Annotated in this window: 22 protein-coding genes; 6 read left to right on the plus strand and 16 right to left on the minus strand. The window is 68.4% G+C overall.

Going from position 1 to position 24,350, the window contains the following annotated elements; genetic code table 11:
• Window positions 1-267 precede the first annotated feature (267 nt).
• Window positions 268-1,179 carry an ABC transporter substrate-binding protein gene (locus APZ15_RS31470; RefSeq protein ID WP_049117255.1) on the plus strand — a complete coding sequence of 304 codons (912 nt, stop codon included), beginning with the start codon at window positions 268-270 and terminating at the stop codon, window positions 1,177-1,179.
• A 52-nt stretch (window positions 1,180-1,231) separates the two neighbouring features.
• The gene (locus APZ15_RS31475; protein ID WP_027791647.1) at window positions 1,232-2,326 is read left to right on the plus strand and encodes an LLM class flavin-dependent oxidoreductase; all 1,095 of its coding nucleotides are present in this window, start codon (window positions 1,232-1,234) and stop codon (window positions 2,324-2,326) included.
• A gap of 104 nt (window positions 2,327-2,430) precedes the next feature.
• On the opposite strand, the gene APZ15_RS31480 is transcribed toward APZ15_RS31475, so the two are convergent.
• The 11 genes from APZ15_RS31480 to APZ15_RS31535 all read right to left on the minus strand — a co-directional run bounded on the left by APZ15_RS31480 (window position 2,431) and on the right by APZ15_RS31535 (window position 13,779).
• The gene (locus tag APZ15_RS31480) at window positions 2,431-3,363 is read right to left on the minus strand and encodes an ABC transporter substrate-binding protein (protein ID WP_027791646.1); all 933 of its coding nucleotides are present in this window, start codon (window positions 3,361-3,363) and stop codon (window positions 2,431-2,433) included.
• Window positions 3,364-3,397: 34 nt separating this feature from the next.
• Window positions 3,398-5,185 (minus strand): amino acid ABC transporter permease/ATP-binding protein, encoded by a 1,788-nt coding sequence (locus APZ15_RS40145; protein WP_081040837.1) that lies wholly within the window; start codon window positions 5,183-5,185, stop codon window positions 3,398-3,400.
• 64 nt (window positions 5,186-5,249) lie between these two features.
• On the minus strand, window positions 5,250-6,602 hold the full coding sequence (locus tag APZ15_RS31495; protein WP_027791645.1) for an LLM class flavin-dependent oxidoreductase: 1,353 nt from the start codon (window positions 6,600-6,602) through the stop codon (window positions 5,250-5,252).
• A gap of 7 nt (window positions 6,603-6,609) precedes the next feature.
• Window positions 6,610-7,659: an LLM class flavin-dependent oxidoreductase gene (locus APZ15_RS31500; RefSeq protein WP_027791644.1), complete on the minus strand. Its 1,050-nt coding sequence runs from the start codon at window positions 7,657-7,659 to the stop codon at window positions 6,610-6,612.
• A 63-nt stretch (window positions 7,660-7,722) separates the two neighbouring features.
• On the minus strand, window positions 7,723-8,676 hold the full coding sequence (locus tag APZ15_RS31505; protein WP_027791643.1) for an ABC transporter substrate-binding protein: 954 nt from the start codon (window positions 8,674-8,676) through the stop codon (window positions 7,723-7,725).
• 56 nt (window positions 8,677-8,732) lie between these two features.
• Window positions 8,733-9,293, minus strand: coding sequence for a GNAT family N-acetyltransferase (locus tag APZ15_RS31510; RefSeq protein WP_027791642.1), 561 nt, complete (start codon window positions 9,291-9,293; stop codon window positions 8,733-8,735).
• Between the two features lie 317 nt (window positions 9,294-9,610).
• On the minus strand, window positions 9,611-10,012 hold the full coding sequence (locus tag APZ15_RS31515; RefSeq protein WP_027791641.1) for a type II toxin-antitoxin system MqsA family antitoxin: 402 nt from the start codon (window positions 10,010-10,012) through the stop codon (window positions 9,611-9,613).
• A gap of 2 nt (window positions 10,013-10,014) precedes the next feature.
• Window positions 10,015-10,311 carry a type II toxin-antitoxin system MqsR family toxin gene (locus APZ15_RS31520; protein ID WP_027791640.1) on the minus strand — a complete coding sequence of 99 codons (297 nt, stop codon included), beginning with the start codon at window positions 10,309-10,311 and terminating at the stop codon, window positions 10,015-10,017.
• Between the two features lie 103 nt (window positions 10,312-10,414).
• Complete coding sequence (locus APZ15_RS31525; RefSeq protein ID WP_027791639.1) at window positions 10,415-11,455, minus strand: succinylglutamate desuccinylase/aspartoacylase family protein; 1,041 nt, start codon at window positions 11,453-11,455, stop codon at window positions 10,415-10,417.
• 254 nt (window positions 11,456-11,709) lie between these two features.
• Window positions 11,710-11,985 (minus strand): hypothetical protein, encoded by a 276-nt coding sequence (locus APZ15_RS31530; RefSeq protein WP_027791638.1) that lies wholly within the window; start codon window positions 11,983-11,985, stop codon window positions 11,710-11,712.
• A gap of 243 nt (window positions 11,986-12,228) precedes the next feature.
• Window positions 12,229-13,779, minus strand: a complete 1,551-nt coding sequence (locus APZ15_RS31535; protein WP_027791637.1) for a sensor domain-containing diguanylate cyclase — start codon at window positions 13,777-13,779, stop codon at window positions 12,229-12,231.
• A 504-nt stretch (window positions 13,780-14,283) separates the two neighbouring features.
• Between APZ15_RS31535 and APZ15_RS31540 the strand changes: the two genes are divergently transcribed.
• Genes APZ15_RS31540 through APZ15_RS31550 form a run of 3 tightly spaced genes read left to right on the plus strand, consistent with a single transcriptional unit; the run spans window position 14,284 to window position 19,126 of the window.
• Window positions 14,284-17,160, plus strand: coding sequence for a xanthine dehydrogenase family protein molybdopterin-binding subunit (locus APZ15_RS31540; protein ID WP_027791636.1), 2,877 nt, complete (start codon window positions 14,284-14,286; stop codon window positions 17,158-17,160).
• Window positions 17,157-17,870: a (2Fe-2S)-binding protein gene (locus APZ15_RS31545; RefSeq protein ID WP_027791635.1), complete on the plus strand. Its 714-nt coding sequence runs from the start codon at window positions 17,157-17,159 to the stop codon at window positions 17,868-17,870. The genes APZ15_RS31540 and APZ15_RS31545 overlap by 4 nt, the downstream gene beginning before the upstream one ends.
• Window positions 17,867-19,126 carry a cytochrome c gene (locus tag APZ15_RS31550; RefSeq protein WP_027791634.1) on the plus strand — a complete coding sequence of 420 codons (1,260 nt, stop codon included), beginning with the start codon at window positions 17,867-17,869 and terminating at the stop codon, window positions 19,124-19,126. Before APZ15_RS31545 ends, APZ15_RS31550 begins: the two co-directional genes overlap by 4 nt.
• An 89-nt stretch (window positions 19,127-19,215) precedes the next feature.
• Here APZ15_RS31550 and APZ15_RS41910 read toward each other — a convergent pair whose 3' ends face one another.
• Window positions 19,216-19,380: a hypothetical protein gene (locus APZ15_RS41910; RefSeq protein ID WP_166741936.1), complete on the minus strand. Its 165-nt coding sequence runs from the start codon at window positions 19,378-19,380 to the stop codon at window positions 19,216-19,218.
• Window positions 19,381-19,583: 203 nt separating this feature from the next.
• Here APZ15_RS41910 and APZ15_RS31555 point away from each other — a divergent pair, with 203 nt between their 5' ends.
• A complete protein-coding gene (locus tag APZ15_RS31555) occupies window positions 19,584-20,048 on the plus strand; it encodes a hypothetical protein (protein WP_027791633.1) in 465 nt (154 codons plus the stop codon).
• A 142-nt stretch (window positions 20,049-20,190) separates the two neighbouring features.
• Here the strand turns inward: APZ15_RS31555 and pal are convergent, their stop codons facing one another.
• The 4 genes from pal to APZ15_RS31575 all read right to left on the minus strand — a co-directional run bounded on the left by pal (window position 20,191) and on the right by APZ15_RS31575 (window position 24,305).
• Complete coding sequence (gene pal, locus APZ15_RS31560; RefSeq protein ID WP_027791632.1) at window positions 20,191-20,682, minus strand: peptidoglycan-associated lipoprotein Pal; 492 nt, start codon at window positions 20,680-20,682, stop codon at window positions 20,191-20,193.
• Window positions 20,683-21,071: 389 nt separating this feature from the next.
• On the minus strand, window positions 21,072-22,268 hold the full coding sequence (locus tag APZ15_RS31565; RefSeq protein WP_027791631.1) for a porin: 1,197 nt from the start codon (window positions 22,266-22,268) through the stop codon (window positions 21,072-21,074).
• 279 nt (window positions 22,269-22,547) lie between these two features.
• On the minus strand, window positions 22,548-23,084 hold the full coding sequence (locus APZ15_RS31570; RefSeq protein WP_226153223.1) for a hypothetical protein: 537 nt from the start codon (window positions 23,082-23,084) through the stop codon (window positions 22,548-22,550).
• 228 nt (window positions 23,085-23,312) lie between these two features.
• Window positions 23,313-24,305 (minus strand): GlxA family transcriptional regulator, encoded by a 993-nt coding sequence (locus tag APZ15_RS31575; RefSeq protein WP_027791629.1) that lies wholly within the window; start codon window positions 24,303-24,305, stop codon window positions 23,313-23,315.
• Window positions 24,306-24,350: the final 45 nt, after the last annotated feature.

Here is a 24,350-nt window from a genome sequence, read left to right on the forward strand (position 1 = left end):
GAACCGGGTTCCCGGACGGGCGGCGGGCGGCATCCGGCGATACGGGCCGTGTCATAAAACATTTGCATCTTTGCATAGAAGAATATTGCGTTTGTTTCATGGTGCGGATCGACGTATCTTCACCGGTTCCATCCGTTCCGCCGGCCGCCGGGCACGGCGGATCACGTGGCGCCGCCATCGCGCGGGCGCCCGCCAACCTTCCGGGAGATCACGTTGCTGAGCCGAATCGTCACGGCACTCTTGCTGGCGCTTGCCGCGCAGCCAGGCATGGCCAAAGACACCGTCACGCTGCGCGTCGGTGAACAGAACTACTTCAACATCCAGGCGTCGATGGAGGCATCCGGCGTGCTGAAGGACCTGCCTTACACGATCGAGTGGAAGCATTTCCAGGCCGCCGCGCCCGTCGCCGAAAGCCTGAACGGCAATGCGATCGACGTCGGCTTCCTCGGCGATTCCGCGCTGCTCACGCTGGCCGCGCGCGGCGCGCCGGTGAAAGTCGTCGCGGTGTCGCGGCAGAGCCTCGACGGCGTTGCGATCCTCGTGCCGAAGAACTCGCCGGTGCGCACCGTCGCCGACTTGCAGGGCAAGACCATCGCCGTCTGGCGCGGCGCGTGGAGCCAGCAGCTCGTGCTGCGCGCGCTCGAACACGCCGGCCTGCGCGCGGATTCCGTCAAGTACGCGTACCTGATGCCGATCGATGCGACCAACGCGCTCGCGAACGGCTCGGTCGACGCCGTGTCGCTGTGGGAGCCGTTCGTCAGCACGCTCGCGCTGCGGCAGGGCGCACGGCCCGTGACGACCGCGCAGGGGCTGATGCCCGCGCTGAGCTTCGTCGCCGCGAACGAGCAGGCCGCAACGGGCAAGCGCGCCGAGATCACCGATTTCCTGAAGCGCGTGGTGGCCGCGCGCCAATGGGTCGACAGCCATCCGCGCGAGTATGCCGACCTGTGGGCGAAGCGCGCGAAGCTCGAGCCGGACGTCGCGTACCGCTGGCTCAACAATGCGCACCAGCGCGTGGGCCCCGTCGACGACACGGCCGCGAAGGATGCGCAGAACACCGCCGACTTCCTGCACAAGGCCGGCGTGATTCCGACCGCGTACGACACGGCGAAGCTGCTCGACCGCTCGTATGCGGGCGCGTTCGCCGCGCCCGCGCAGAAGACGGCCGCCGCGCAGTGAGCGTGCGGCAACGCGCAGCCATTTCCGATCGACAACGAGAAGGACCATCGACATGCCCGTCGACATCATCGGCATGATCACCGCGACGCCCGGCGCGGAGGTCGACGTACCGGGCGGCGCCGCCGTCCAGCCCGACTACGTGCGCCGCTTCGCGCAGGCGCACGAGGCCGCCGGCTTCGACCAGATCCTGGTCGGCCATTTCAGCAACGCGGCGGACGGCTTCATCGTTGCGTCGTTCGCGGCCGCCGCGACCGAACGCATCCGCATCCTGCTCGCGCACCGGCCGGGCGTGATCGTGCCGTCGGCCGCCGCGCGGCAGATCGCGACGCTCGACGTGTTCAGCGGCGGCCGGCTCGCGCTGAACGTGGTGTCGGGCGGCGACGATGCCGATCTTCAGCGCGACGGCGATTTCGTGCCGCACGACGCGCGCTATCGCCGCACCGGCGAGTATCTCGACGTGCTGAAACGGATCTGGCAGGCCGACGCGCCGGTCGACCACGATGGCCCGTTCTACCGGCTGCGCGGCGCGTCGCCGCTCGTGAAGGGCGCGCAACGGCCGCATGTGCCGATCTATTTCGGCGGCTCGTCGCCGGCCGCGCTGGCGGTGGCGGGCGAGCATGCCGATGTCTACATGACGTGGGGCGAGCCGCTCGCGTCGGTGCGCGAGCAGATCGCGCGGGTGCATGCGGCCGCCGCGCCGTTCGGGCGTGCGCCGCGCATCAGCGTGTCGTTCCGGCCGATCGTCGCCGATACCGAGGCGGCCGCGTGGGAGAAGGCCGAGGCGATCCGCGAGCGCGTGCGCGCGGCGCGGCTCGCGAACGGCCAGCCGATCGACGGCCATGCGCCGCAAAACGCGGGCTCGCAACGGCTGATGGCCGCCGCCGCGCAGGGCGACGTGCTCGACGAGCGGTTGTGGATGGGCGTCGCGAACCTGACCGGCGCGCGCTGGAATTCGACCGCGCTGGTCGGCACGCCCGAGCAGGTCGCGCGTGCGCTCGGGGCGTATTACCGGCTCGGCGTATCGACGTTCCTGATTCGCGGGTTCGATCCGCTCGACGATGCGCTCGATTACGGGCGCCACCTGATTCCGGCGATTCATGCGCAGGTCGCGGAGCTCGACCGCTATCACGCGGCGGTGTCCGCGTAGGCGCATCGCGTCGTTACGACGCAAGGGCTGCTTCGATTCGCCCCGGCATTCCCGTTGCGGGATGCCGGGGCGATGTCGTTCGGGTGGTCGAGTATCGATGGCCTTCAGAACGACGGCAATCCCGGCGGATTGGTTTCCGCACGCGCGATCGCCTCGCTCTGCAAACCCCAGCGCGCGAGCGCCTGTCCGTAGCGGCCGCTGCCGATCAGCGCGTTCGTCGCCAGCGTCAGCGCGGGCGCGAGCCCGCTGCCGCGCCGCGTCGCGATCGCCACGTCGGCGTTGGCCGGCCAGCCCGCATTGACGACGCCGACACGGCGGATCTTGCCGGTGCGCGCGGCCTCGTACGCGAGCGACGCGTTCGGGTTCAGCTCGGCATCGGCGCGGCCCGACAGCAGCGCGACGCGCGCCGCCGCATCGTCGTCGAAATATTGCAGCTCGGCCGGCTTCAGCCCCTGCGCCACGTTGCGCTTGTTCCACTCGAGCAGGATGCGTTCCTGGCTCGTCCCCGCGCCCGTGATGATGCGCAGGCCGGCGATGTCCTTCGGCTCGGCGATCTTTGCGATCGGGCTGCCGGTGCGCACGTAGAAGCCGTGCAGCCCGAGCCGGTAGGTCGTGAAATCGTATTTCTCCTTGCGCTTCTCGGTCACGCCGACGTTCGAGATCACCGCGTCGTACTTGCCGGACGTCAGCCCGAGCGGCCAGTCGGCCCATGCGATCGGCACCAGCACGAGCGTGCGGCCGAGCGCATCGGCGACGAGCTGCGCATAGTCCGGATCGGCGCCGACCACGGTGCGCGCGTCGGTCGCGTAGGTCGACACGGGCGGCGCGTGCGGTGAAATCGCGACCGTGAATGCGCCGTCGTGTACCCAGCGGTAGCCGGCTGCCGCGCGGATCGCCGCGTCGTCGCGTTCGGCACGTACGCGGCCCGCCTGGCGCGGGTCGAGGTCGGCCGTCGCGGCGGCCGCATGCGCCGCGCGCCACGGCAAGCCCGCTGCCGCGACCAGCGCGGCGGTCATGAACTGGCGTCGGTCGGTCATCGTGCGGCCCCTCGGGAATCGGCAGCGGCGCGCATCACAGCACCCGCGACAGGAACGCGCGCGTGCGCGCATGCGTCGGCGCGTCGAGCACGACGGCCGGCGGCCCGGATTCGACGATGCGCCCGCGCTCCATGAACAGCACGTTGTCCGCGACTTCGCGCGCGAAGCCGATCTCGTGCGTGACGATCACGAGCGTCGTGCCCGAGCGCGCGAGTTCCTTGATCACGTCGAGCACCTCGTTCACGAGTTCCGGGTCGAGCGCGGAAGTCGGTTCGTCGAACAGCAGCACCTTCGGGCGCAACGCGAGCGCCCGCGCGATCGCGACGCGCTGCTGCTGGCCGCCGGAGAGCTGGCGTGGATAGGCATCGGCCTTGTCCGCGAGACCGACGCGAGCGAGCAACGTGCGGGCGATGCGCTCGGCGGCGTCGCGCGTGACGCCGCCGACGGCGACCGGTGCCTCGATCAGGTTCTCGAGCACCGTCAGGTGCGGGAACAGGTTGAAGTTCTGGAACACCATCCCGACGGCCGTGCGCCGTGTCAGCACGTCGCGCTCCTTCAGCTCGTAGAGCACGTCGCCGTCGCGGCGATAGCCGATCAGTTCGCCGTCGATGTCGATGAAGCCGTCGTCGACGCGTTCGAGATGGTTGATCGTGCGCAGCAGCGTCGACTTGCCCGAGCCCGACGGCCCGACGATCACGGTCACGCTGCCGCGCGGCGCGACGAACGAGACGTTGTCGAGCACGCGCTGCATGCCGAACTGCTTCGATACGCCATGCACGGCCACTTCGCCGCCGGCGCGTGGCGCGACGGCCACCGTATCGGCCTCGCCTTCGGCGCGTACGAGCGAATCATCGCGGCGGGACCTGACACGCCGCCACAGCACGCCGAGGCGCGCGAGCGCGAACGTGACGACGGACGGCGGCGGGTTGCGCAGCGCGCCGCGTGCATAGTGGCGCTCGACCTGCACCTGGATCGCCGACAGCACGGTCAGGATGATCAGATACCAGACGGTCGCGACCATCAGCAGCGGAATCACTTCGAGATTGCGGCGATAGATCACCTGCACCGTATAGAACAGCTCAGGCATCGCGAGCACGTAGACCATCGACGTGCCTTTCGCGAGCGAGATCAGGTCGTTGAACGCGGTCGGCAGGATCGCGCGCATCGCCTGCGGCAGCACGATCCGCGTGGTCTGGCGGCCGCGCGGCAGGCCGAGCGCGGCCGCCGCTTCGAGCTGCCCTTGGTCGACCGCGAGAATGCCGCCGCGAATCACTTCCGCGGAAAATGCCGCGTGGTTCAGCGTGAGGCCGAGCACGGCCGCGAGGAACGGGCTGATCAGGTCGGTGGTCGGCGTGTCGAACCACACGATATTGGTGAACGGCACGCCGAGCCGCACATGCTCGTACAGGTAGCCGAGGTTGTTCAGGATCAGCAGCAGCACGATCAGCGGAATCGAGCGGAACAGCCATACGAAGGCCCACGCGCTCGCCGACAGCAGCCGCGAACGCGACAGCCGGGCCAGCGCGACGAACGCGCCGAGCACGAAGCCGAACACCGCGCCGAGCAGCGTCAGCACCAGCGTGCGCGCGAGCCCCGACAGCACCGGCGGCGACAGGAACCATTCGGCGAACACCGGCCAGCCCCATTGCGGGTTGCCGAGTATCGAATGCAGGACGATCGCGATCAGCGCGACGGCGAGCACGGTGCCGGCCGTGCGCGACCGGTGGCGCGCGGGCACGATCCGGAAACGCGTGCCGGCGTCGCGCGCGCCGGGGGAAGAAAGCGGCGGCAGCGCGCCGCCGAGGTGGGTCGTGTCGCTCATGTCGGTGGAAATCCTCGAATCGGTCGGGCGGACGCGCCGCGCACGGGCGGCGCGGCGGCGGGTGTCAGGCGTGCGCTTCGGCCGCCGTTTCGGGCGACGCGTCAGGCACCGCGTGACGGCTTGCCTTGCGCGGCAGGCCGAGGTGGTCGCGCAGCGTCGCGCCGGGCAGGTCGCGGCTGTAGCGGCCGCGCGCCTCGAGCGCCGGGATCACGAGCTCGACGAAATCGTCGACGCCTTGCGCCTGCACCGCGAAGCCGAGGATGAAGCCGTCGCCGGCGCCCGCGTCGTGCCAGCGGATCAGCTCGTCGGCGACATGCTCGGCCGTGCCGATGAAGTTCGGGCGCGGCGTGGCGACCGCGAGCGCCGTCTCGCGCAGCGACAGGCCTTTCTGTTTCGCGTCGGCCTTGATCCGGTCGGTGGTCGAGCGGAAGCTGTTGCGGCCGAGCTCGCCGAGTTCCGGAAACGGCGCGTCGAGCGGGTACTGCGTGAAATCGTGGTGATCGAAATAGCGGCCCAGGTAGGCGAGTGCCTCGTCGATCGTCAGCAGGTCGCGGATCGCCTGGTATTTTTCCTCGGCCTCGGCAGCCGTGCGGCCGACGATCGGCCCGATGCCGGGGAAGACCTTCACGTCGCTGCCTTGCCGGCCGTGCTCGATCGCGCTCTGCTTCACGCGCCGCGTGAACGCGGCCGTCTCGTCGAGCGACGGCGAATGCGTGAACACGGCATCCGCGTACTTTCCGGCGAGCCCGATGCCGGTGTCGGAGGAGCCGGCCTGGAAGATCACCGGCTGCCCCTGCGGGGACCGCTGGATGTTCAGCGGGCCCGCGACCTGGAAGAAGCGGCCGTGGTGGTCGAGCGTGTGGAGCTTGTCGCGATCGAAGAAGCGGCCGGTCGCGCGGTCGCGCACGAATGCGTCGTCGTCCCAGCTGTCCCACAGGCCCTGCACGACGTCGAGGTATTCGTCGGCGATCTCGTAGCGCAGCTCATGATCGGGATGCACCTTGCCGAAGTTCTTCGCGGTGCCCTCGAGCGGCGTCGTCACGACGTTCCAGCCCGCGCGCCCGCCGCTGATCGCATCGAGCGACGCCAGCTGGCGGGCAACCGTGAACGGCTCGCTGTACGACGTCGAGATCGTGCCCGCGAGCCCGATCTTCTTCGTCGCGACCGCGAGCGCCGACAGCACGGTCAGCGGCTCGAAGCGGTTCAGGAAGTGCGGGATCGACTTCTCGTTGATGTAGAGGCCGTCCGCGACGAACGCGAAGGCGATGCCGGCGGCTTCCGCCTTGCGGGCGATGCCGATCGCGAAATCGAGGTTGATGCTCGCGTCCGGCGGGTTGCTCGGGTGCCGCCATGCGTTCATGTGGCTGCCTGCGCCTTGCAGCATCAGGCCGAAAGGAATCGATCGTCGGGTCGTCATGGGAGCGTCACGCGTTCTGGTCAGGGGAAAGGGAGCGGTCGGCCGCGAGGGCCGCCTGCAACGGCGTGGCCGACAGCGCGCCGCCGAGCCATTCGGCCGATGCGAGCCGCGCCGCGTAGTCGGTCACCGGCGAATCGATCACGAACGCGTCGACGTCGAGCCGCCGGCTCAGCGCGTCGAGCGCGTGGTGCACGCGCTCGGGGGTATCGGCCAGCACCGTCGGGCGCAGCTCGTCGATGCGGTAGTCGGACGCGCCGCTCTGCCGCGCGAATTCGGCGGCCGCCTGCGCACTGGGGAGGTTGAAGCTTTGCCCGCCCGCGAGTTGCAGCTTGAAGATCTTCAGCGGCCCGATCAGTTGCTCGGCCTCGTCGCGCGTCGGCGCGGCCACCGCGTACAGCGCGACCAGCGGCCGTGTGCCGCCCGCGCTGCGATACGCGTCGAGCGAGCGTTCGATGTTCGCGTCGTCGCCGTTGAAATGCCCCGCGTAGCAGAAGCGCCAGCCGTTGCGCGCGGCGAGCGCGCCGCTGTCCGGCGAGCCGCCGAGCAGGATGCGTTCGGGCGCCTGCGGCGGCACGGGCAGCGCGACCGCGCCGGCGAGCGGGTGATCCTCGGCCACGCCCCAGCCGAGAAACGCGTCGAGTTCCGCGAGCTGGCCCGCGAAGTCCGGCTTGCGCGCCTTGTCGTGGAACCACTGCAATGCGCGCGTGGTCAGCGGCAACCCGCCGGGCGCCTTGCCGATGCCGAGGTCGACGCGGCCCGGCGCGAGCGCGGCCAGTACCTTGAACGTCTCGGCGACCTTGAACGGGCTGTAGTGCTGCAGCATCACGCCGCCCGAGCCGACGCGGATGCGTGACGTGTGCGCGAGCAGGTGCGCGACGACGATCTCCGGCGCGGAGCTCGCGAAGGCCTGCGTGCCATGATGCTCGGCGACCCAGAAGCGCTCGTAGCCGAGCTGTTCGGCGCGCTGCGCGAGCGTCGTGGTGAAGCGCAGCGCGTCGGCGGCGTTCGCGCCGTCGGCGATCGGACTCTTGTCCAGCAACGAAAGCGAGTAAGACATGGTGGGCGGCGTTCCTGCGTGAGCGTGAAGTAAGCGTGACGGGACGAAGGGCGGGCGTGGCGCTCAGCTCTTCGGCAGCCCGGGTGGATTCGTGCGCGACTGGTCGATCGCCTCGGACGCAAGGTTCCAGCGGTCGAGCACCTGCTGGTAGCGGCCGTTCCTGATCAACCCATTCAGCGCGACGGTCAGCGGATCGGCGAGCCCGCTGCCGCGGCGCGTCGCGATCGCGATGTCGGCCGTGCGCGGCCAGCCGCCGCTGATTGCGCCGACGAGCCGCGTCTTGCCTTGCTGCGCGCTCTGGTACGCGAGCACCGAGTTCACGCTGAACACGGCATCGGCACGGCCCGACTGCACGGCGACGATGCGCATCGCCTGATCGTCGTAGTACTGGATCTGCACGGGTTTCAGCCCGTGCGCGACGTTCTCGCGGTCCCACGCGAGCAGGATCTTTTCCTGGTTGGTGCCGGCGTCGGTCACGATACGCAGCCCCGCGACGTCCTTCGGCTCGCGGATCGCCTGGATCTTGCTGTCGTTGCGCACGTAGAAGCCGACCTGGTCCTTGCGGTAGGTCGAGAAATCGAACTTCTGCTTGCGTTCCTCGGTGACGGTGACGTTCGAGATCACCGCGTCGACTTTTCCGGATTCGAGCGCGAGCGGCCAGTCGGCCCACGCGAGCGCGACGATCTTCAGCTTGCGGCCGAGGCTGTCGGACACGAGCTGGCCGACGTCGGCGTCGAAGCCGATCACCGTGCGAGCATCGGTTGCATACGAACTGATCGGCGGCAGGCTCGGTGCGATGCCGATCGTCAGCGTGCCGGGTTCGGCGAACTTGAACGACGCGGGCACCGCTCGCTCGACTGCCGCATCGGCCACGCCGCGCGGGCGCCCGCGCTGTTCGGGGCTCAAGTCGAACGTGGCGGCGGCCGCGACCGCGGCTGCGGCGAACGCGGTCAGGCCAATCAACGCGGTGGCCAGCGTGCGCGCGGCACGGGAAGAGAACGGTACGGCTCGTTGCATGAAAGCGTCCTGTGGTGGCAAGCGGTAATCGGAGGAGGGCGGGGGCGCGGCGGCGGTCAGCGCGGCAGCGCCGGTTCGGGCACGGGCGCCCACAGGTCGGCCAGCGTCGACGTGCGCGACGGATCGGCGAGATCCTTGCCGAACCGCAGGTGGTAATGCACCTCGGGGGCGATCGACGAATCGAACAGCCGCGTATAGCCGGTGCGGTCGTACAGCGCCCATGCCTCGGGCTGGCGAAAACCGGTAGTCAGGTAGATGCGGCGATAGCCCTGCTGCGCGGCGCGCAGTTCGAGTGCCTCCACGATGATGCGTGCGAGGCCCTGGCGGCGCAGGTCCGCGCGGGTCCAGATGCGTTTGAGCTCGGCGGTCTGCGCGTCGTAGCGCTTGAACGCGCCGCCGCCGATCGTCTCGCCGTCGCGCAGCAGCAGGACGAAAGCGCCTTCGGGCGGCGCGAACAGTTCGGCCGGGTAGCGCGCGAGCTCTTCGCGTGCGGACGCGTGGCTGTCGGGGCGATACGCGTTGTAACGGGTCGAATACTCGTCGATCAGTGCGTCGATCAGCGGTTGCGCGCGGACGTCGAGCGGCGTCGTGTCGATGATGCGGTCGGTCGTGGCCATGGGCATCGCGAAGGGCGCGCGATGCGGACGTTCCTGGCGGGGTGCGGGCACGCGGCCCGTCCGGTCTGTTCCGTTATCGCGACGCGGTTGTCGTGATGGCGGCGGCCGGTGCGTGTCCTGCTGGGATGCAGATGGCGGGCCGCCGCCGTTTTGAACACGTTAGCGGCGCGACCGGCAAAGGCGAACGAAGCAATTTCGATAAGGATTTCGCGGCGGACGTCAGAAGGCTCGCAGCGGGAGTGGGGTGGCGATGACGGGGTGCATGCGCGTGCATCGAAGCCGATGCACGCGCCGGTGCGATGCCGACATGCGAGCGCCTATGCGGCCCGGACTTCGGCGAGCAGATCGGGATGACGATCGAGGATCTTCAGCAGTTTCACGAGGGCAAGCGGCGGATTCGTCTTGCCTGTTTCGTAACGGGAGAACGCGTTGACGCCGCCGCCGAAAAGCTCGGCCGCCTCGCGCTGGTCGAGCTTCAGCTTCTTGCGCACCTTCGCGATGTAATTCGGGTCGACGATGGTGGCGTTCACCTGCTTGTTGAACTCGCTGATCGCTTCGCCGAGACGGGTCGCTTCGTCGAGATCCAGCACCGATTCCCCGCAGGCCGGGCAGAACTCGCCGGTGACAGCGCGGACGACAGTCGACCGGCCCTTGTAGGTATAAGGGATGTCGCGCGTGTCGCGGACGAGCTTCGCAGCACCGCATGCAGGACACTTCATTTTCATCGCTCCTTGAAAGACACGATCAGCACATCGTCGATCACCGTCAGTTTCAGGTACACGTCGCCACGCACCGTCAACGGCCGGTAGACGTCCTGCCAGATCGTGTGGTCGGCGTACGTCGTCATGCTCTTGTGGAAGTCGAGGTCGGTCAGCGACATCACGACATCGAGCGCCTCCCGTTCCGTGAAACCCAGCTGCCGCGCGCCGAGTACCGCGCTCGCGGTCAACCGGACCTGGCCGGATTCGACCAGCGCCTTGACGAGGGGCAGCTTGCAATGAGGCCTTCTCTTTTCCATTCGCGATATTAACCAAGTAAGTTAATTTGTCAAGTTGGTTAATGGCGAGCGCATGCCGTCCGCCATGACTGGCAGACCGCATGGAAAGGAGATGGATCCGGTTTTAGGCCGTCTGGCCGATGCTCGGCGGGGCCGACAATTCCGCGAGCTGGAACAGGCAATCGCCGCGCTGCACCTGCGCGGGCACGCGCTTGCACACCACTTCGCCGTCGCCCTTGAAGCGGTGCAGCACCGGCTCGCGCAGCGGCGTATCGGGGAAGTGCACCCACGCGGCCGGCTGCCCGGCCTTCACCTGGTCGCCGAGTTCGACGAGCGGCTCGTACAGCCCGCGCTCGTACGCATAGACGAAGTGGCGATCGCCGTCGACACGCATGAAGCGCGTGACGGTGGGCGGCGCGTCGGGCACGAGCGCGCCGCGCAGCAGGCCGATGTAACCGAGGTAGTGCAGCAGCCCGTGGCGACCGAGCCGGATCAGCGACGGGTCGGCCATGCCGGCACCGCCGAGTTCGGTCACGATCGAGATCGCGCCCTGGCGGCGCGCGGCCGAGGCCGAGTGCACGGGATTCGGCGCGTGCAGCAGCGCGTTCTGCAACCCGAACGCGACCAGCAGCCCGTTGAGCTTCGCGGCTTCGTCGGCGTCGAGCGGGTCGATCGCGAGCATGTTGCCGCCCTGGTACAGCAGCGAGCTGCCGCCCGAGTGCAGGTCGACCAGATACTGCGAGCGCGCCAGCAGGACATGCTCGATGTAGTGGGCGATCATCTGCGTCGGCGTGCCGGCCGGGTCGCCGGGGAAGCTGCGGTTCAGGTTGCCCTGGTCGAGCGGCGACACGCGCAGGCCCGCGTCCGCCGCCGGGAAATTCGCCATCGGCAGCAGGATCAGCTGCCCGCTGACCATCCCGGGCTCGATCTCGCGCATCAGTTGCGACACGATGATCTGGCCTTCGTACTCGTCGCCGTGGTTGCCGGCCATCACGAGCGCGACCGGGCCGTCGCCGTTGCGAATCGACGCGATCGGGATCGGCAGCCAGCCGTACGCCGAGCGGTGTACGGAATGCGGCAGCCGCAGGTAGCCCGCGTGCTTGCCTTGTGCGTCGAGATCGATTTCGCAGTGGATGGGATTGCGGTGTGAGGAGGAGGCGGTCATGGCGGCATCGTTCGATGAACGGAATCTGCCATCTTATCGGGAAACGACCGCTGCGCGCCGCGCCCGGCGCGAGCAGCGCCGAACGCCATCAGCCGGCAAGCGCATGGAGGCATGCGGGTGAGTTGCAAAGCCGATACGCGGAACCCGGTGCGATGTTGCAGCGGTGAACGCATGCCGGCATGCCGGTCGGCCGCATTCGGGCCTGGTGTTTCGCGCCGGCCCTTGCCGCGACGGGGCCGGCGTGCAAGGGCGGCTTACCGGCCCGATGTTTCAGCTTCGAGACGTCCTTCTTCCCACAGTGCCCAGAAACGGCTGCCGGCGCGATACGGATTCGCGCGGCGCGCGGCGTGATCGGCGATGCCCTGGCGAAACGCGCCGTACAGCGTCAGCGGCGGATTGTCGACGCATCGGGCTTCGCGTGCGGCCGGCATGCGGCGCTCGGAAACGAGCCGGCGGATCAGCGATGCGCCGTCGATCACATCCAGTTCGTCGATGGTTTCGCTGCGGCTGAGGACTTCGACGGTATTCATGTTGGGTCTCCCTGACCACCTGTTTCCCTGACAGGGAGCAATAAGAGTGCCAGGTTCGAAAAGCCCTGCGCTGCATCGATCGTGCAGGCTTCTGCAGCCAACGTGACGGGAGGCGGGCGCCGATGTTACGGAACACGTCACGTGACACGCGAGCGCGCGACGCCACGTGCGGTCACGTAAAGCGTTTCGGAATTGAATCGCCGGGAGGCGTCGACGCGGGAGAAAGAGGGCTGCGCGGCCGGGTCAGCTCGCGGTGGCCGGGGTGACCCGGCTGCTGCCGCTCGAATAGAAGCGGTAGATGCCCTTGCCGGCCGATTTCGCGTCGTACAGCGCGCTGTCGGCCTGCCGGATCAGTTCGTCGGGGGAGCCGTGCCCGTCGTCGAGTGCGATGCCGATGCTGATCCCCAGGATCACGGTCTCGCCGATCGACAGCGTGTACGGCGCCGAGATCTGCCGGATGATGCGCGCCGCGAGGAGCGAGCACGCGTGCATCGTCACGTCGTCGATCGCGACGACGAATTCGTCGCCGCCGATGCGCGCGGCCAGCTCGCCGGGCGGCAGCGTCTTGCCGAGCCGCTCGGCGACCTGCGTCAGCACGTCGTCGCCGGCCTGGTGGCCGAACCGGTCGTTGATCGCCTTGAAGCCGTCGAGGTCGAGATACATGACGGCGAGCCCGGACTCCGGCGAGTGTGGCCGGCTCGCGAGCATCCGCTTGAGTTCCGCATGCAGTTCGTGGCGGTTCGGCAGACCCGTCAGCGCATCGTGCCGCGCGAGATGCCGGATGTGCTGTTCGGTCTGGCGGCGCGCGGTGACGTCCTCGACGATGATCACCGCGTTGCCGTCCGGCACGAGATGGCGCGTCAGTTCGAGCTGGCGGCCATCGGCGAGCACCAGGTCGAGCGGCGCGGGTTCGTCGCAGGCCAGCCAGATCTCGCACTGCGCGGCGAGACGGGCGCCGCCGGGATCGATCGCGTCGTTCGCGCCGAGCGCCGCGACGACGGCGGGCAGCGGCGTTTCGAGCATGATCTGGCGCGGCGAGCCGAACAGTTGCGCGGTGCGCCGGTTCGCGACGATCACGCGGCGCTCGCCGTCGATCATGCACAGGCCGTGCGGCATGTAGGTGAGCGCGGCGTCGAAGCGCGCAACGAGTTCGGCGTTGCGCTGGCGCGCGGCAATCAGCGCGACGAGCACGCGATAGTGACGCTGGACGACCGTGCGCATCGCGGCGAGGTAGATCACGAGCGGCGGCAGCAGCAGCCACGCCCCCGGCCGGTGGGCCAGCAACGCGCCGATGCCGATCGGCAGCACGCCGACCGTGACCTGCGACATCGCGAGCCGGGGCAGCGCCGAATTGCGCGACGCGATCCCGCCGAACACGCCGCCCGCGACCATCACCGACAGCGTGCCGAGCTCGACGTCGACGGCCTGCACGCAGCCCATCACGCCGAGACCGAGCACGAAGCACGCGACGAGCGACACGGGCGCATAGCGCATTGCCCAGTATTCGGCGCGGTCGTCGCCGCCGTCGCGTTGAACCGTGTACGCACGCACGATCGAGAGCCGCGCGATGAGCAGGCCGACGTCGACGATCAGCCACGCGAGGCACCAGAGCTGCTGCAGCCGGATCAGCGCGACGGCCGCGACGAAGCCGCTCGCGAGCCCGGAGAGCGCCATCGGTCGGACGTCCTCGAACAGGGTAACGAGCATCGACGGGCGCAGCGCGGCCGTCACACGGTGGTTGCCGGAGGGGGGGGTGGCGAGAACGGAGTGCAGGAGAGATGCCCTGACTGCCATGGTTTTTGACCTCGACACGATGTCGCTTGATATCGCGATGGCTGGCGGCACCCGCACGGCACGTGGCGGAAGCCCGGCCCGGCCGGATGCGCACGACATTACCATGAAATACGGGCGGCGCGGGTCACCCGGATCGCCCGGCGGACCCGCGTGCCGCGTCGGCCACGAGTCGTCAACCGCGCCCACGAAAGTCTTGCGCATTCGCCGGCGCCGGGGCAGCATCGTCGCGAACCGAACGAGGCTCGGCGATCGACAGGAGACAGGCGCGTATCCGCCGGGCGCGGTCGACACGAACGAAACCGCCGCAAGCGGGCAGTCGATGCGACCGGATCGCCAACCGCGACCGGCTGTCGCAGCCCGGCTGAACACCGTTATAAGAAATTCAATAAGTATTTCATGCGGGAAATACTATAGGCGATATATCAAAAACAATGCCAGAATGCGCGCCGCTCCGAACGTCGCGACATCCGATCGCCGTCTGAGCCGCATCAGGAGGTTCCCCCAATGAAAAACCACGGCCTGTCACGGCGGGGTTTTCTGAAAGCCAGCGTGCTGGCGGGCGTCGCAGTGTATGTCGCGCCCCTGGGCAGCCGCGCGTTCGCGGCGCTCTTCGAAGAAAAACTCCTCACCCCCGTCAAATGGGATAGCGTCACCGGCATCCCCCAATTCCGCATCGACGGCATCGCGAAGGTCACGGGCTCGAAAGTGTTCGCCCGTGACGTGCGCGCAGCCGACATGCCGCACTGGCCGCAGCAGCAGTCTCATGCGCTGATCCTGCGCGTCACGCAGGCCGACCGCACGTACGAAGGCTTCGACCTTTCGCTGCTGGGCGACGAACTGAAACCGGACCGCGTGGTTACGGCCGACGATCTCGTGCGCGACGGCGTCGCGTTTCCGGCGTTCTACGGCGACGACATGCTGCTGCCCGCCGGCAAGACGCCCGCGTATCTCGGCCATGCGGTCGCGATCCTCATCTACCACGACTTCGCGCGCTTCCGCTTCGCGAAGAACGCGCTCAAGTTCCGCGACGACGTGATCCGCTACGGCGCGGTCACGGGCCCGCTCGAGCGCGATCCGTGGGGCACCTTCCGCTACGTGCGCGTGGGCGGCAAGACGGCCTACGACGACGATGTCTATTCGAGCCTGAAGGACGCGCCGATCTTTCCGAGCATGATGCGCAAGCACCTGCCGGTGTGGCCGGACGGCAAGGAGCACGGCAAGCTCGACGAGCAGGGCATGTTCCTGGCCGGGCGGATTGCCGACGAGCTCGACCATCCGTCGGCCGACTGGCTCGTGTTCGACCGCGAGTACAACACGCAGTCGGTCGACACCTCCGCGCTCGAACCGGACAACGCGAACTGCTGGTACGACGCCGCGACGCAGTCGCTGCACCTCGTCGTGCCGACCCAGTCGCCGCTCGAAGTGGCGGAGAACGCGGCCGCGATGGTCGCGAAGTGCCGCTTCCCGGTGAAGAAGCTGTTCGTGCATCCGTGCTACACGGTCGGCTACGGCTCGAAGGATCACTTCAACGTGCCGTTCTACGGCCTCGTCTGCGCGCTGTACGCGGACGGCCGCCCGGTGCGTTTCGCGAACGATCGCTACGAACAGTTCCAGACGTCGCTGAAGCGTCACGCGTTCAAGATGCATTACCGGATCGCGGTGGACCGCAACACCGGCCTGTTGCAGTCGTTCAAGGGCGACTTCGAGGCGAACGGCGGCGGGCGCTCGAACTTCTCGCCGTCGGTCGCGATGGTCGGCGCGACGGCCGCGCAATCGATCTACTACTTCCCGAAGAGCGACCTGGCCGCGGTCGCGATCGCGTCGCGCGCGATCGACGCGGGTTCCGCGCGCGGCTACGGCACGCTGCAGAGCATGGCGGCGACCGAGATGGCGGTCGACGAGATCGCCGCGCAGCTGAACATCGACCCGATCGATTTCCGCCTGCGCAACGCGCTGCGTTCGGGGATGAAGAACACGCAAGGGGCGATTCCCGCCGGCGCGCTGCGCGTCGACGAGGTGCTCGAGCGCTCGAAGCAGCATCCGCTGTGGACGCGCCGCGCCGCGCGCAAGGCCGAATACGAGGCGGCGAACCCGGGCAAGTGCTACGGCGTCGGCTTCGCGTGCGTGCAGAAGGACTTCGGCACGGGCGCGGAAGCATCGTTCGCGAAGGTCGAATTCGACGAGAACGGCAAGGTGTCGCTGCGCCACACGGCTGCCGAGATCGGCACCGGGATGTCGACGTCGCAGGCTGTGGCCGTCGTGAAGTGGCTCGGCCGTCCGGCGACGGACGTGCAGGTCGCCGTGACCGAATGGCCGGACCTGCCGGTCGAGACCAGCGGCGATCCGTACATCATGTCGCAGGCCGACCAGGATCGCCTGAGCGCGAACCCGCGCTGGTCGCCGGGCTATGCGTCGCCGTCGAGCGCGACGAACTCCGCGTACTACTTCACGCACAGCACGCGTGAAGCCGCGCGCGCGGTGTTCCGCTACGGCCTGTGGCCGGCGGCGATGTCGATCTGGACGCGCGGCCTCGGCGGCGGCCAGGCCGCGCCGTACACGATCCGCATCGAGGACGCGCGCTGGGTCGACGGCAAGCTGACCGCCGACGGCCTCGAGCCGCTGTCGTTCGAACAGCTCGCGAAGCAGGCGCATGCGCTCGGCCTGCCGACCGGCGCCGTCGTGCACGTGTTCAACCGCTGGCAGTGGACCGACGCCGAGTTCGAAGTGGGCGGCGTGGTCGATCGTTTGCCGATCGACGGGCTGTCGCTGCGCGTCGGCGCACCGAAGACGGGCGACAACGGCCCGGTGCCCGGCACCGCCGCGCCTGCCGGCGCGACCGCGATGCGCGGCACGCTGGCGCCGACCGCGAACGGCTACCGCGTGCTGGACCGCAAGCGCGTGTTCATCCCGCCGACGAGCCGCAACAACGCGGCCGTCACGTACTACACGGCGGTCGGCACGCTGGTCGAGCTGGCCGTGCACGAAGCGACCGGCAAGGTCGAGCTGCTCACGCATCACTCGATCATGGAATGCGGCAACCAGATTTCGCCGCAGCTCGTGTCGGGCCAGTTGCAGGGCGGTCTCGCGATGGGTATCGGCCACGCGTTGCACGAATACCTGCCGCTGTATGAAGACGGCCCCGGCAACGGCACGTGGAACTTCAACCGTTACCAGCTGCCGCGCGCGTCCGACGTCGCCGTCTGGACGCAGACGGGCGACGTGCTGCCGCCGCTGTCCGAGACCGATCCGCCGAAGGGCGTCGCCGAAGTGGTGATGATCCCCGTCGTCGGCGCGATCGTGAACGGCATCGCGCACGCGATCGGCCATCGTTTCACCGACCTGCCGGTGACCCCGCAAAAGATTCAGGAGGTGCTCGCATGACGACCGCCCAAACCGCGGCTTCGGCCGCGAGCGCCAGCGCCGCTGCGACCGGCGTTTCCGCACCGGCCCCGGCTTCGGCCGTCCCGGACTCTGCACCGGCCTCGGCCCCGGCTGTGCCGGCATCGGCACCGGCACCGGCCGCCGTCGAGCGTCCGCTCGTCCGGTTCCAGTCGAAACCGTTGTCGATCAACATCAACGGCAAGTCCGTCGGCCCGATGCAGGTGCCGGAAGGGCTGATGATGATCGAGTTCCTGCACGAATACGCGGGCCTCACCGGGTCGCGGCTCGGCTGCGGGCAGGGCATCTGCCACGCGTGCGTCGTGATCGTCGACAAGCCGGACGGCACGAGCGAGGAAATGCGCACCTGCATCACCGGCGCGCATTTCTTCCACGGCCGCACGATCCGCACGATCGAAGGCCACGCGAAGCGCAACGAAGCCGGCGAAGTGGTCGAGCTGTCGCCGATCCAGCAGAAGTTCCTCGAGCACTTCAGCTTCCAGTGCGGCTATTGCACGCCGGGTTTCGTCAACGCGGCGACGGTGCTGATCGAACGCCTGAAGCGCGAGCCGGTTGCGAAGGCCGACGTCGAGCGCACGATCACCGAGGCGCTCGATGCGCACCTCTGCCGCTGCACGGGCTATGTCCGCTACTACGAAGCCGTCAAGGACGTGGTGCTGACGACGCCGGGACTCGTGAAGGACGCCGCATGAAACGCACATTCGCTCATCGTGTCGCGCGGGCCGCGGGCCTCCCCGTGCTCGCGGCGGCTTGCGCGCTGCTGCTCGCCGCATGCGGCGGCCACGACGCACCGGCCTCGAACGCCGCTTCCGGCGCGCCCGGTGCCGACCCGGTCGCGCGCGGCCGCTATCTCGTCAAGGCCGCCGACTGCGCGGCGTGCCACACCGCGAAGGACGGCGCGCCGTTCGCCGGCGGCGCGCCCCTCGAATCGCCGTTCGGCACGTTCTACGGCTCGAACATCACGCCGGACAAGGATCACGGGATCGGCAGCTGGAGCGCGGACGATTTCTACGCCGCGCTGCATGACGGCAAGGCGCCGGGCAAGCGCCTGTATCCGTCGATGCCGTACACGTCGTACCGGCAGCTCACGCGTGCCGATTCCGACGCGATGTACGCGTACCTGAAGACCGTCAGGCCGGTCGCGCAGGAAAACCGCGAGCACGAGCTGAAGTTCCCGTACAACCTGCGTTTCGGGATGGTCTTCTGGGACATGGTGTTCCTGAAGGACAGCCTGCCCGATGCCTCGACCGGCCAGTCCGCCGACTGGCAGCGCGGCCGCTATCTGGCGGGTGCGCTCGGCCACTGCGCGGAATGCCACACGCCGCGCGCGTTCACGGGCCAGCTCGACAGCGCGAAGCCGTTCGCGGGCGCGGCGCTCGGTCGCGTGGCCGCGCCCGACATCACGCCGGCCGGCCTTGCCGCGCGCGGCTGGACGGGCGCCGACCTGCAGACGTTCTTCGGCGTCGGTATCGCGCCGCAAGGCTCGGCGTTCGGCGAGATGTACCCGGTCGTGCACCTGAGCACGCAGTACATGACGAAGGACGACCTGCGTGCGCTGTCCGTGTACCTGCTGGGCGATACGCCGCCCGCGCCGCAACCGGTGAAGCCGGTGTCGGCCGACGCCGCGCAGATCGCGGCCGGCCGCTCGGTGTATCTGGCGGTCTGCGCGGGGTGTCACGGCTTCAACGGCGAAGGCAAGCCGCACGTGGCGGTGCCGATGAACGGCAATTCGACGGTGCGCCAGGGTGACCCGCGCAACCTGCTGGTCGCGATGCTCGACGGCATCGGCGAGCAGAAGTTCGCCGGGTTCGAGAACCTGCAGCCGATGCCCGGTTTCGCGCACACGCTGAGCGACGACGAACTCGCGCAGCTCGCGAACTACCTGCGTGCGACGTGGGGCGGCCAGAGCGCGAGCGTCACGCCGGCCGACGTGAAGGCCATGCGTTAAGTCGTGCCGCCGGGCGGGGCGTCGCGCGCGATTCAGCCGGTTTCCGGTGCTTGTGCGCGACGCGTCGCCCGACTGCTCGCAGCGGTTCTTCAGTAGCCGCTGCCTCCTCCGCCACCGCCCGTACCTCCCGCGCCACTGCCGCCGTACCGGCTCATGCCCGGCCCTTGCGGCGCGCCGCCACCCGACGTACAGCCTGCCGACAGCACGAGCACCAGCGCCGCGATCAGCGCCGCGGCCAACGTTGCGGATCTCATTTCCACCTCCTTGCAACGCGCAGGCCGCGGGAAAGGCCGGTTCGCATGAACCGTGCGTCTGCGCGCTGAAGAAACGTTTCGGGCGGGCCGTTTATTCCATGCCTTTTGCGGATCGTCGAATGCGAGGGGGGCGGATCGGTGTCATCGCACGGCGTGTTGATACACTGCGGCACGCCGCCATTCCGGTTCCGACCACGAAAAACATGAGTGCCGCCGCTGAACGTCCATCGTCGCGTCCGTTCCGTCCTGCCGTGCTCGGCTGCGTGTCGTTTGCCGTCGGCGGCCCGCTGGTCGCATCGCTCGTCTGGCCGGCCGTGATGCTGGTCGGGTGGTCGTTGATCGACGGCCCGTCGTGGGAGGAACTGAAAGTCAGCGCCGGCATGGTTCCGCTGATCTTCTTCGCGTCGTTCCTGTTCGGCTATTTCCTGCCGGCGGCCGTGACCGGCGGCATCATGGGCGCAATCGGCGCGCGGCTCCGGCGGCGCTGGTTCGTGCTGCTGGGGATGGTCGTCGGCGCCGGCGCGATGATCGGTTTCGTCGAACTCGAGGGTTACCTGATGAAAATCGACCAGTTCAGCGACATCGACGCGATCGCCACGCTCGATGCGATCGTGACGTCGGCCGTGATGTCGCACTGGCTGCATCGCCGGCTCGATCACCGGCGTTGAGCACGAAGCGTTGCGCGATCGGTCGCCTTCGCGTCGATCGCGTGCATGCGGCGGGCAGGGGCGGCACCGCGCGGCCGCTTGCGCGACCAGCGGGCTGCCATGCCGTTCCTGAAGCGAATGCCGCCGTCACGGCGGCCCGGGATCAACGGTAGACGAGATCCGCGCGGCGGTTCTGTGCCCACGAATCCTCGTCGTGGCCGAGCGCGACCGGCTTTTCCTTGCCGAGGCTGACCGCCTCGAGTTGCGTGGCTTGCACGCCGAGCGTTTCGAGCGCGCTCAGCACGGCCTGCGAACGGCGTTGGCCGAGCGCGAGGTTGTATTCGGACGTGCCGCGTTCGTCGGTGTTGCCCTGGATCAGCACGTGCCGCGCCGGATGGCTGCGCAGGTAGTCGGCATGTGCCTGCAGCAGCGACTGGTATTCGGGCTTGACGGAGTACTGGTCGAAATCGAAGTAGATGCTGCGCTTCGCGAGCGGGCTGTTCGGATTGTTGAGCTCGTCGGCCGTCACCGTTGCGACAGCTTCGCTCGAGGGCGCGGGCTCCATGCCGGCATTCTCGGGTGTCTTGGCCGCATGGTGGCAACCGGCCAGCAGTACGACGGTTGTCAGGACCGCAAATCGGTTCGTTTTGCTCATCGTTCGTCTCCAGCGGTTGACTGCATTGAACGCGTGGGGCGTGCGATCGGCACGCCCGTATCCGGCCGAACGGCGCGAAAGATCCGGCATCTACGACGTGAATCGCGTTCGTAAGCCGGTGGTGCGCCATATGAAAGAGTGTTGCGGCCGGAACGCCAAATTTCGGCGTCGCTGCAAACAGATTAGGAAAAATGTCACAGCGTGACCAGTTTCTCCGCATTTTTTTGCGTCGGCGCGACAGTCCGGGCGGCATTCGTGCCGTCACGCGGCGCGCTGCCGTTGCGCACAGGCCGCGCACGGGCACGGCCTTTGCGGCTCGGAGCATGACGCTCGAGCGGTGCCGAAACGCATGCCTTGCGCGGATGGCGTAGCGGCGCCGTGCTTCGTCTTCAGAACTTGTGCCGCAGCCCCAGTGCGACGACGACCTGGTTGCTGTTCGCCGACGGCGTCAGCGTCCAGACGGTCGCGTTGAACGCGGGGTTGCCGTTGCCGCCGCTCACGCTCTGGTAGACCCCCTCGAGATACGCATCGGTGCGCTTCGACAGCGCATAGTCGGCTTGCGCGACGACCTGGTTCCATTTCGGCCGCGTCTGGCCGGTGCGCGTGTCGAAGCGGCCCATCGTGTACGTGTACGCGGCCGAGAGGCTCAACGCACGCGTGACGGCGAAGCGCCCGTCGATCGAGAAGTTGTCGAACACCAGCGATTCCCCCTTCAACGGCGCGATGCCGCTGCCCTGGAGCACGCCCGTCACGCCGTCGGTGGTCGAGTGCGACCACGCGGCGCCGACCGAATGCGGCCCGAACGCATAACGGCCGGCCGCGGCCCAGATCTGCTGGTTGCCGCCCGTGATCGTCGCCGAGCCGTCGACCGTGCTGAGCGCACCGTTCGGGTTCGGCGCATTGCGGTCGCGGCTGATCTTCAGGTAGCCGGCGCCGAGCTTCAGCGGCCCGTTCGCGTACGACACGCCCGCGCTCCATGCCGCGTTGTTGGCGAACTGGCCGGCCGTGTTCGAGAAGCCGTACATCGCGCCGAACCTCAGCCCGCGATACGTCGGGCTCGTGTACTTCACCGCCTGGTTGATGCGGAGGTTGCGGTTCGAATCGTCGTTGTCGTACGGATGAACCGCGAGGTTGCCGCCCCAGCCGGGGCCGGACGCGCCGAGCGGCGTCACGAAATCGAGGATCAGGTCGTACTGGCGGCCGAACGTGAGCTCGCCGGCCGTCTTCGAGCTCACGCCGACCCATGCCTGGCGGCCGAACATGTCGACGCCTTTCTGCGACAGCGCGCCGGTGGTGCCCGAGAAACCGTTCTCGAGCCCGAAGATCGCGGCCATTCCGCCGCCGAGATCCTCGCGGCCGCGCAAACCCCAGCGCGATGCGTTCAGGGCGCCGCTCGTCATCGCGACGGTGCCGCTGCCCGGCGAGCCGGCGCCGTGCGTGCGCTGGTTGGTCGCGTAGGTGATCGACGTGTCGATCAGGCCGTACAGCGTCACGCTGCTCTGCGCGTGTGCGCCGTCCGACGCGAAGGCGGTCAGGCAAGTGGCAATGGCGGTCCCCGCGAGTCGCGTGCTGGCGTGTTTATTCATCTTGTAGGAATGCAAAGAAGTTTTTTATCGTTTTACCGGCGCGGTGGCCGGCGGGTCGAGCGGCCATTATTGGAGATCGCGCGGCGGTCGATTAAGGCGTTGCACAGGAAAGGTCCTCTGCGAAATCGCGTGGAATCGCGACGGGACGAAGGCGGGGAGGGGGCGGTTCGGCGGGAAACCCGTCGCCGGGTTTGCGATGCGTTCGAGGGTTCGACGGGAAGTCGGGTGATTCAGTTGGCCATCTCATGATCGTCCGTCGGGCGATGGCCGACGGGAAGCCTAGCGGCGGGCAACCGGCAGCGCGGCTTCGATGCCACCGTCGCGATACGCGGCACGAACGGCGACCGCCCTGGCTTCGAGTGCTTCCGGTGAGAGCCAGGGCCGCAAGCGGACCGCGACGCGCGGCAACCCGGCAAGCTGATCGCGCAGGCGCACGATCGACCGGCAGCCACGGAATGCCGACGACCCGGCGTCGGAGCCGCACGCGGCTTCCGCAAGCTCGGCCGCCCACTCGACGCCGCGGTGGCGCCTGACTTCGTCGAGGTGCGGCAGATGGCGCGCATCGCCCGATAAAGCGATCAACAGCGCGGCCCAGTGCGCGCCGCGCCATCCAGCGTTCATGTCGGCCGTGAGGTCGGCCAGCAGCGTGTCGTCCAGCACGGACAGGCTTTGCTGGCACAGGTAGTGGAAGTCGAGCGGCTGGTAGCGGACCCGCGGGTAGTCGCGCAGCACATGGCCGAGTTCGGCGCCGGTTTCGACAGCCGCGGCCAGGAACCGTTCGGCCGGCGCCGGGCGGTTCAGCTGCAGCGTCGGCACGCTCCGGTAGAGCCGGTAGATGTCGTCGGGGTGATAGTGCGTCGCGAATGTCGGGGTGATCGACCGGCGCGCGCGGCGCGCGGTTCAGGTTTTCTGCTGATCGCCGGGCAGCAGCGCCGCATGACGCCGCTGCATTTCATCGGGCTCGACCGCTTCGATCGTGGGCCCGATCGGCCAATCGTAACCGAACGGGTCGCGAATCTTGCCGGGGCGCTCACGTCGCGTTGATTACGATTCCCCCGTGGGGCGAAAGCGATCGCGGTATGCGCCGGGGCTGAGGCCGACCTTGTCCTTGAACAGTCGGCAGAACGAGCTGGTATCGCTGTATCCCACCTGGGCCGTAATCCGCTCAAGGCTGAGATCGCCGGCCTCCAGCAAGCCGCGCGCGGCTTCGATGCGCAGGTTCTGCAAATACCGCAATGGCGGCTGATTCAGCGCCGCGCGGAATCGGCGGATGATCGTGCGCTCGCTCACGCCGAGCTCATGCGCCATCTCCGACATCTTCACGTCCTTCGTCATGTGCTTCTGCAGCCAATACTGCGCGCGGTGAACCAGCGAGTCGGCGTGTTCCTTGTCCGCCAGCAACGGGAGATACGGCAACTGCTTCGTCTGGCTGACGTCGATCAGCATCGTCTTCGCGCACTGCGCGGCGATGGCCGCGCCGCAGAAGCGCTCGATGACATGGATGGTCTGCAGCAGGTAGGACGCCGATGCCCCGGCACAGATCAGGCGGTCGGCTTCGGTGACGACGGGTTCCAGCTGAAGGTCGACGCGGGGAAACCGGCTGCGGAACTGATCGGCCAGCCACCATGTGGTCGTCGCGGGCCGTTCGTCCAGGAGGCCGGTTCTGGCCAGGACGAACGTGCCGGTGCAGTTCGCCGCAAGGTAGGCCCCCGCGTTCCATTGCGAAACCAGCCAGTCGCATGCGGCCGACTGTCGTGCCAGCAACCGGTCGAAGGCCTTGCCGCTTGCGTAATGCGCGCTGGGAATGAAAACCAGGTCGAACTTCTCGCGCGGCCGGATCGGCTCCGTGTTCAGTTGCAAGCCGTTGCTCGCCATGACCGGCTTCCCCGTCGGAGAAACGAATCGCCATTCGAACTGCGCATTGCCATCGCCCCTTTGCCGCCGCCAGTGCGCGTTCGCGATCTGCAGGATGTCGGCGAACCCGCCCAGGCTGGACGCGTAGCAATCGTCATACGCAAGAATGGCGGCGCGGGGCATGGTGTGTCGGATATCGCATTCGATGTGTCAGTTTCGCCAATGTAC

This window comes from Burkholderia cepacia ATCC 25416 (assembly GCF_001411495.1).
In the GTDB taxonomy this organism is placed as follows: Bacteria; Pseudomonadota; Gammaproteobacteria; order Burkholderiales; family Burkholderiaceae; genus Burkholderia; species Burkholderia cepacia.

Excerpts from the sequence above, each read along its gene's own strand:
- APZ15_RS31470 (WP_049117255.1), top strand. The coding sequence starts at position 268 with ATGGCCAAAGACACCGTCACGCTGCGCGTCGGTGAACAGAACTACTTC.
- APZ15_RS31475 (WP_027791647.1), top strand. The coding sequence starts at position 1,232 with ATGCCCGTCGACATCATCGGCATGATCACCGCGACGCCCGGCGCGGAG.
- APZ15_RS31480 (WP_027791646.1), bottom strand. The coding sequence starts at position 3,363 with ATGACCGACCGACGCCAGTTCATGACCGCCGCGCTGGTCGCGGCAGCG.
- APZ15_RS40145 (WP_081040837.1), bottom strand. The coding sequence starts at position 5,185 with ATGAGCGACACGACCCACCTCGGCGGCGCGCTGCCGCCGCTTTCTTCC.
- APZ15_RS31495 (WP_027791645.1), bottom strand. The coding sequence starts at position 6,602 with ATGACGACCCGACGATCGATTCCTTTCGGCCTGATGCTGCAAGGCGCA.
- APZ15_RS31500 (WP_027791644.1), bottom strand. The coding sequence starts at position 7,659 with ATGTCTTACTCGCTTTCGTTGCTGGACAAGAGTCCGATCGCCGACGGC.
- APZ15_RS31505 (WP_027791643.1), bottom strand. The coding sequence starts at position 8,676 with ATGCAACGAGCCGTACCGTTCTCTTCCCGTGCCGCGCGCACGCTGGCC.
- APZ15_RS31510 (WP_027791642.1), bottom strand. The coding sequence starts at position 9,293 with ATGGCCACGACCGACCGCATCATCGACACGACGCCGCTCGACGTCCGC.
- APZ15_RS31515 (WP_027791641.1), bottom strand. The coding sequence starts at position 10,012 with ATGAAGTGTCCTGCATGCGGTGCTGCGAAGCTCGTCCGCGACACGCGC.
- APZ15_RS31520 (WP_027791640.1), bottom strand. The coding sequence starts at position 10,311 with ATGGAAAAGAGAAGGCCTCATTGCAAGCTGCCCCTCGTCAAGGCGCTG.
- APZ15_RS31525 (WP_027791639.1), bottom strand. The coding sequence starts at position 11,455 with ATGACCGCCTCCTCCTCACACCGCAATCCCATCCACTGCGAAATCGAT.
- APZ15_RS31530 (WP_027791638.1), bottom strand. The coding sequence starts at position 11,985 with ATGAATACCGTCGAAGTCCTCAGCCGCAGCGAAACCATCGACGAACTG.
- APZ15_RS31535 (WP_027791637.1), bottom strand. The coding sequence starts at position 13,779 with ATGGCAGTCAGGGCATCTCTCCTGCACTCCGTTCTCGCCACCCCCCCC.
- APZ15_RS31540 (WP_027791636.1), top strand. The coding sequence starts at position 14,284 with ATGAAAAACCACGGCCTGTCACGGCGGGGTTTTCTGAAAGCCAGCGTG.
- APZ15_RS31545 (WP_027791635.1), top strand. The coding sequence starts at position 17,157 with ATGACGACCGCCCAAACCGCGGCTTCGGCCGCGAGCGCCAGCGCCGCT.
- APZ15_RS31550 (WP_027791634.1), top strand. The coding sequence starts at position 17,867 with ATGAAACGCACATTCGCTCATCGTGTCGCGCGGGCCGCGGGCCTCCCC.
- APZ15_RS41910 (WP_166741936.1), bottom strand. The coding sequence starts at position 19,380 with ATGAGATCCGCAACGTTGGCCGCGGCGCTGATCGCGGCGCTGGTGCTC.
- APZ15_RS31555 (WP_027791633.1), top strand. The coding sequence starts at position 19,584 with ATGAGTGCCGCCGCTGAACGTCCATCGTCGCGTCCGTTCCGTCCTGCC.
- pal (WP_027791632.1), bottom strand. The coding sequence starts at position 20,682 with ATGAGCAAAACGAACCGATTTGCGGTCCTGACAACCGTCGTACTGCTG.
- APZ15_RS31565 (WP_027791631.1), bottom strand. The coding sequence starts at position 22,268 with ATGAATAAACACGCCAGCACGCGACTCGCGGGGACCGCCATTGCCACT.
- APZ15_RS31575 (WP_027791629.1), bottom strand. The coding sequence starts at position 24,305 with ATGCCCCGCGCCGCCATTCTTGCGTATGACGATTGCTACGCGTCCAGC.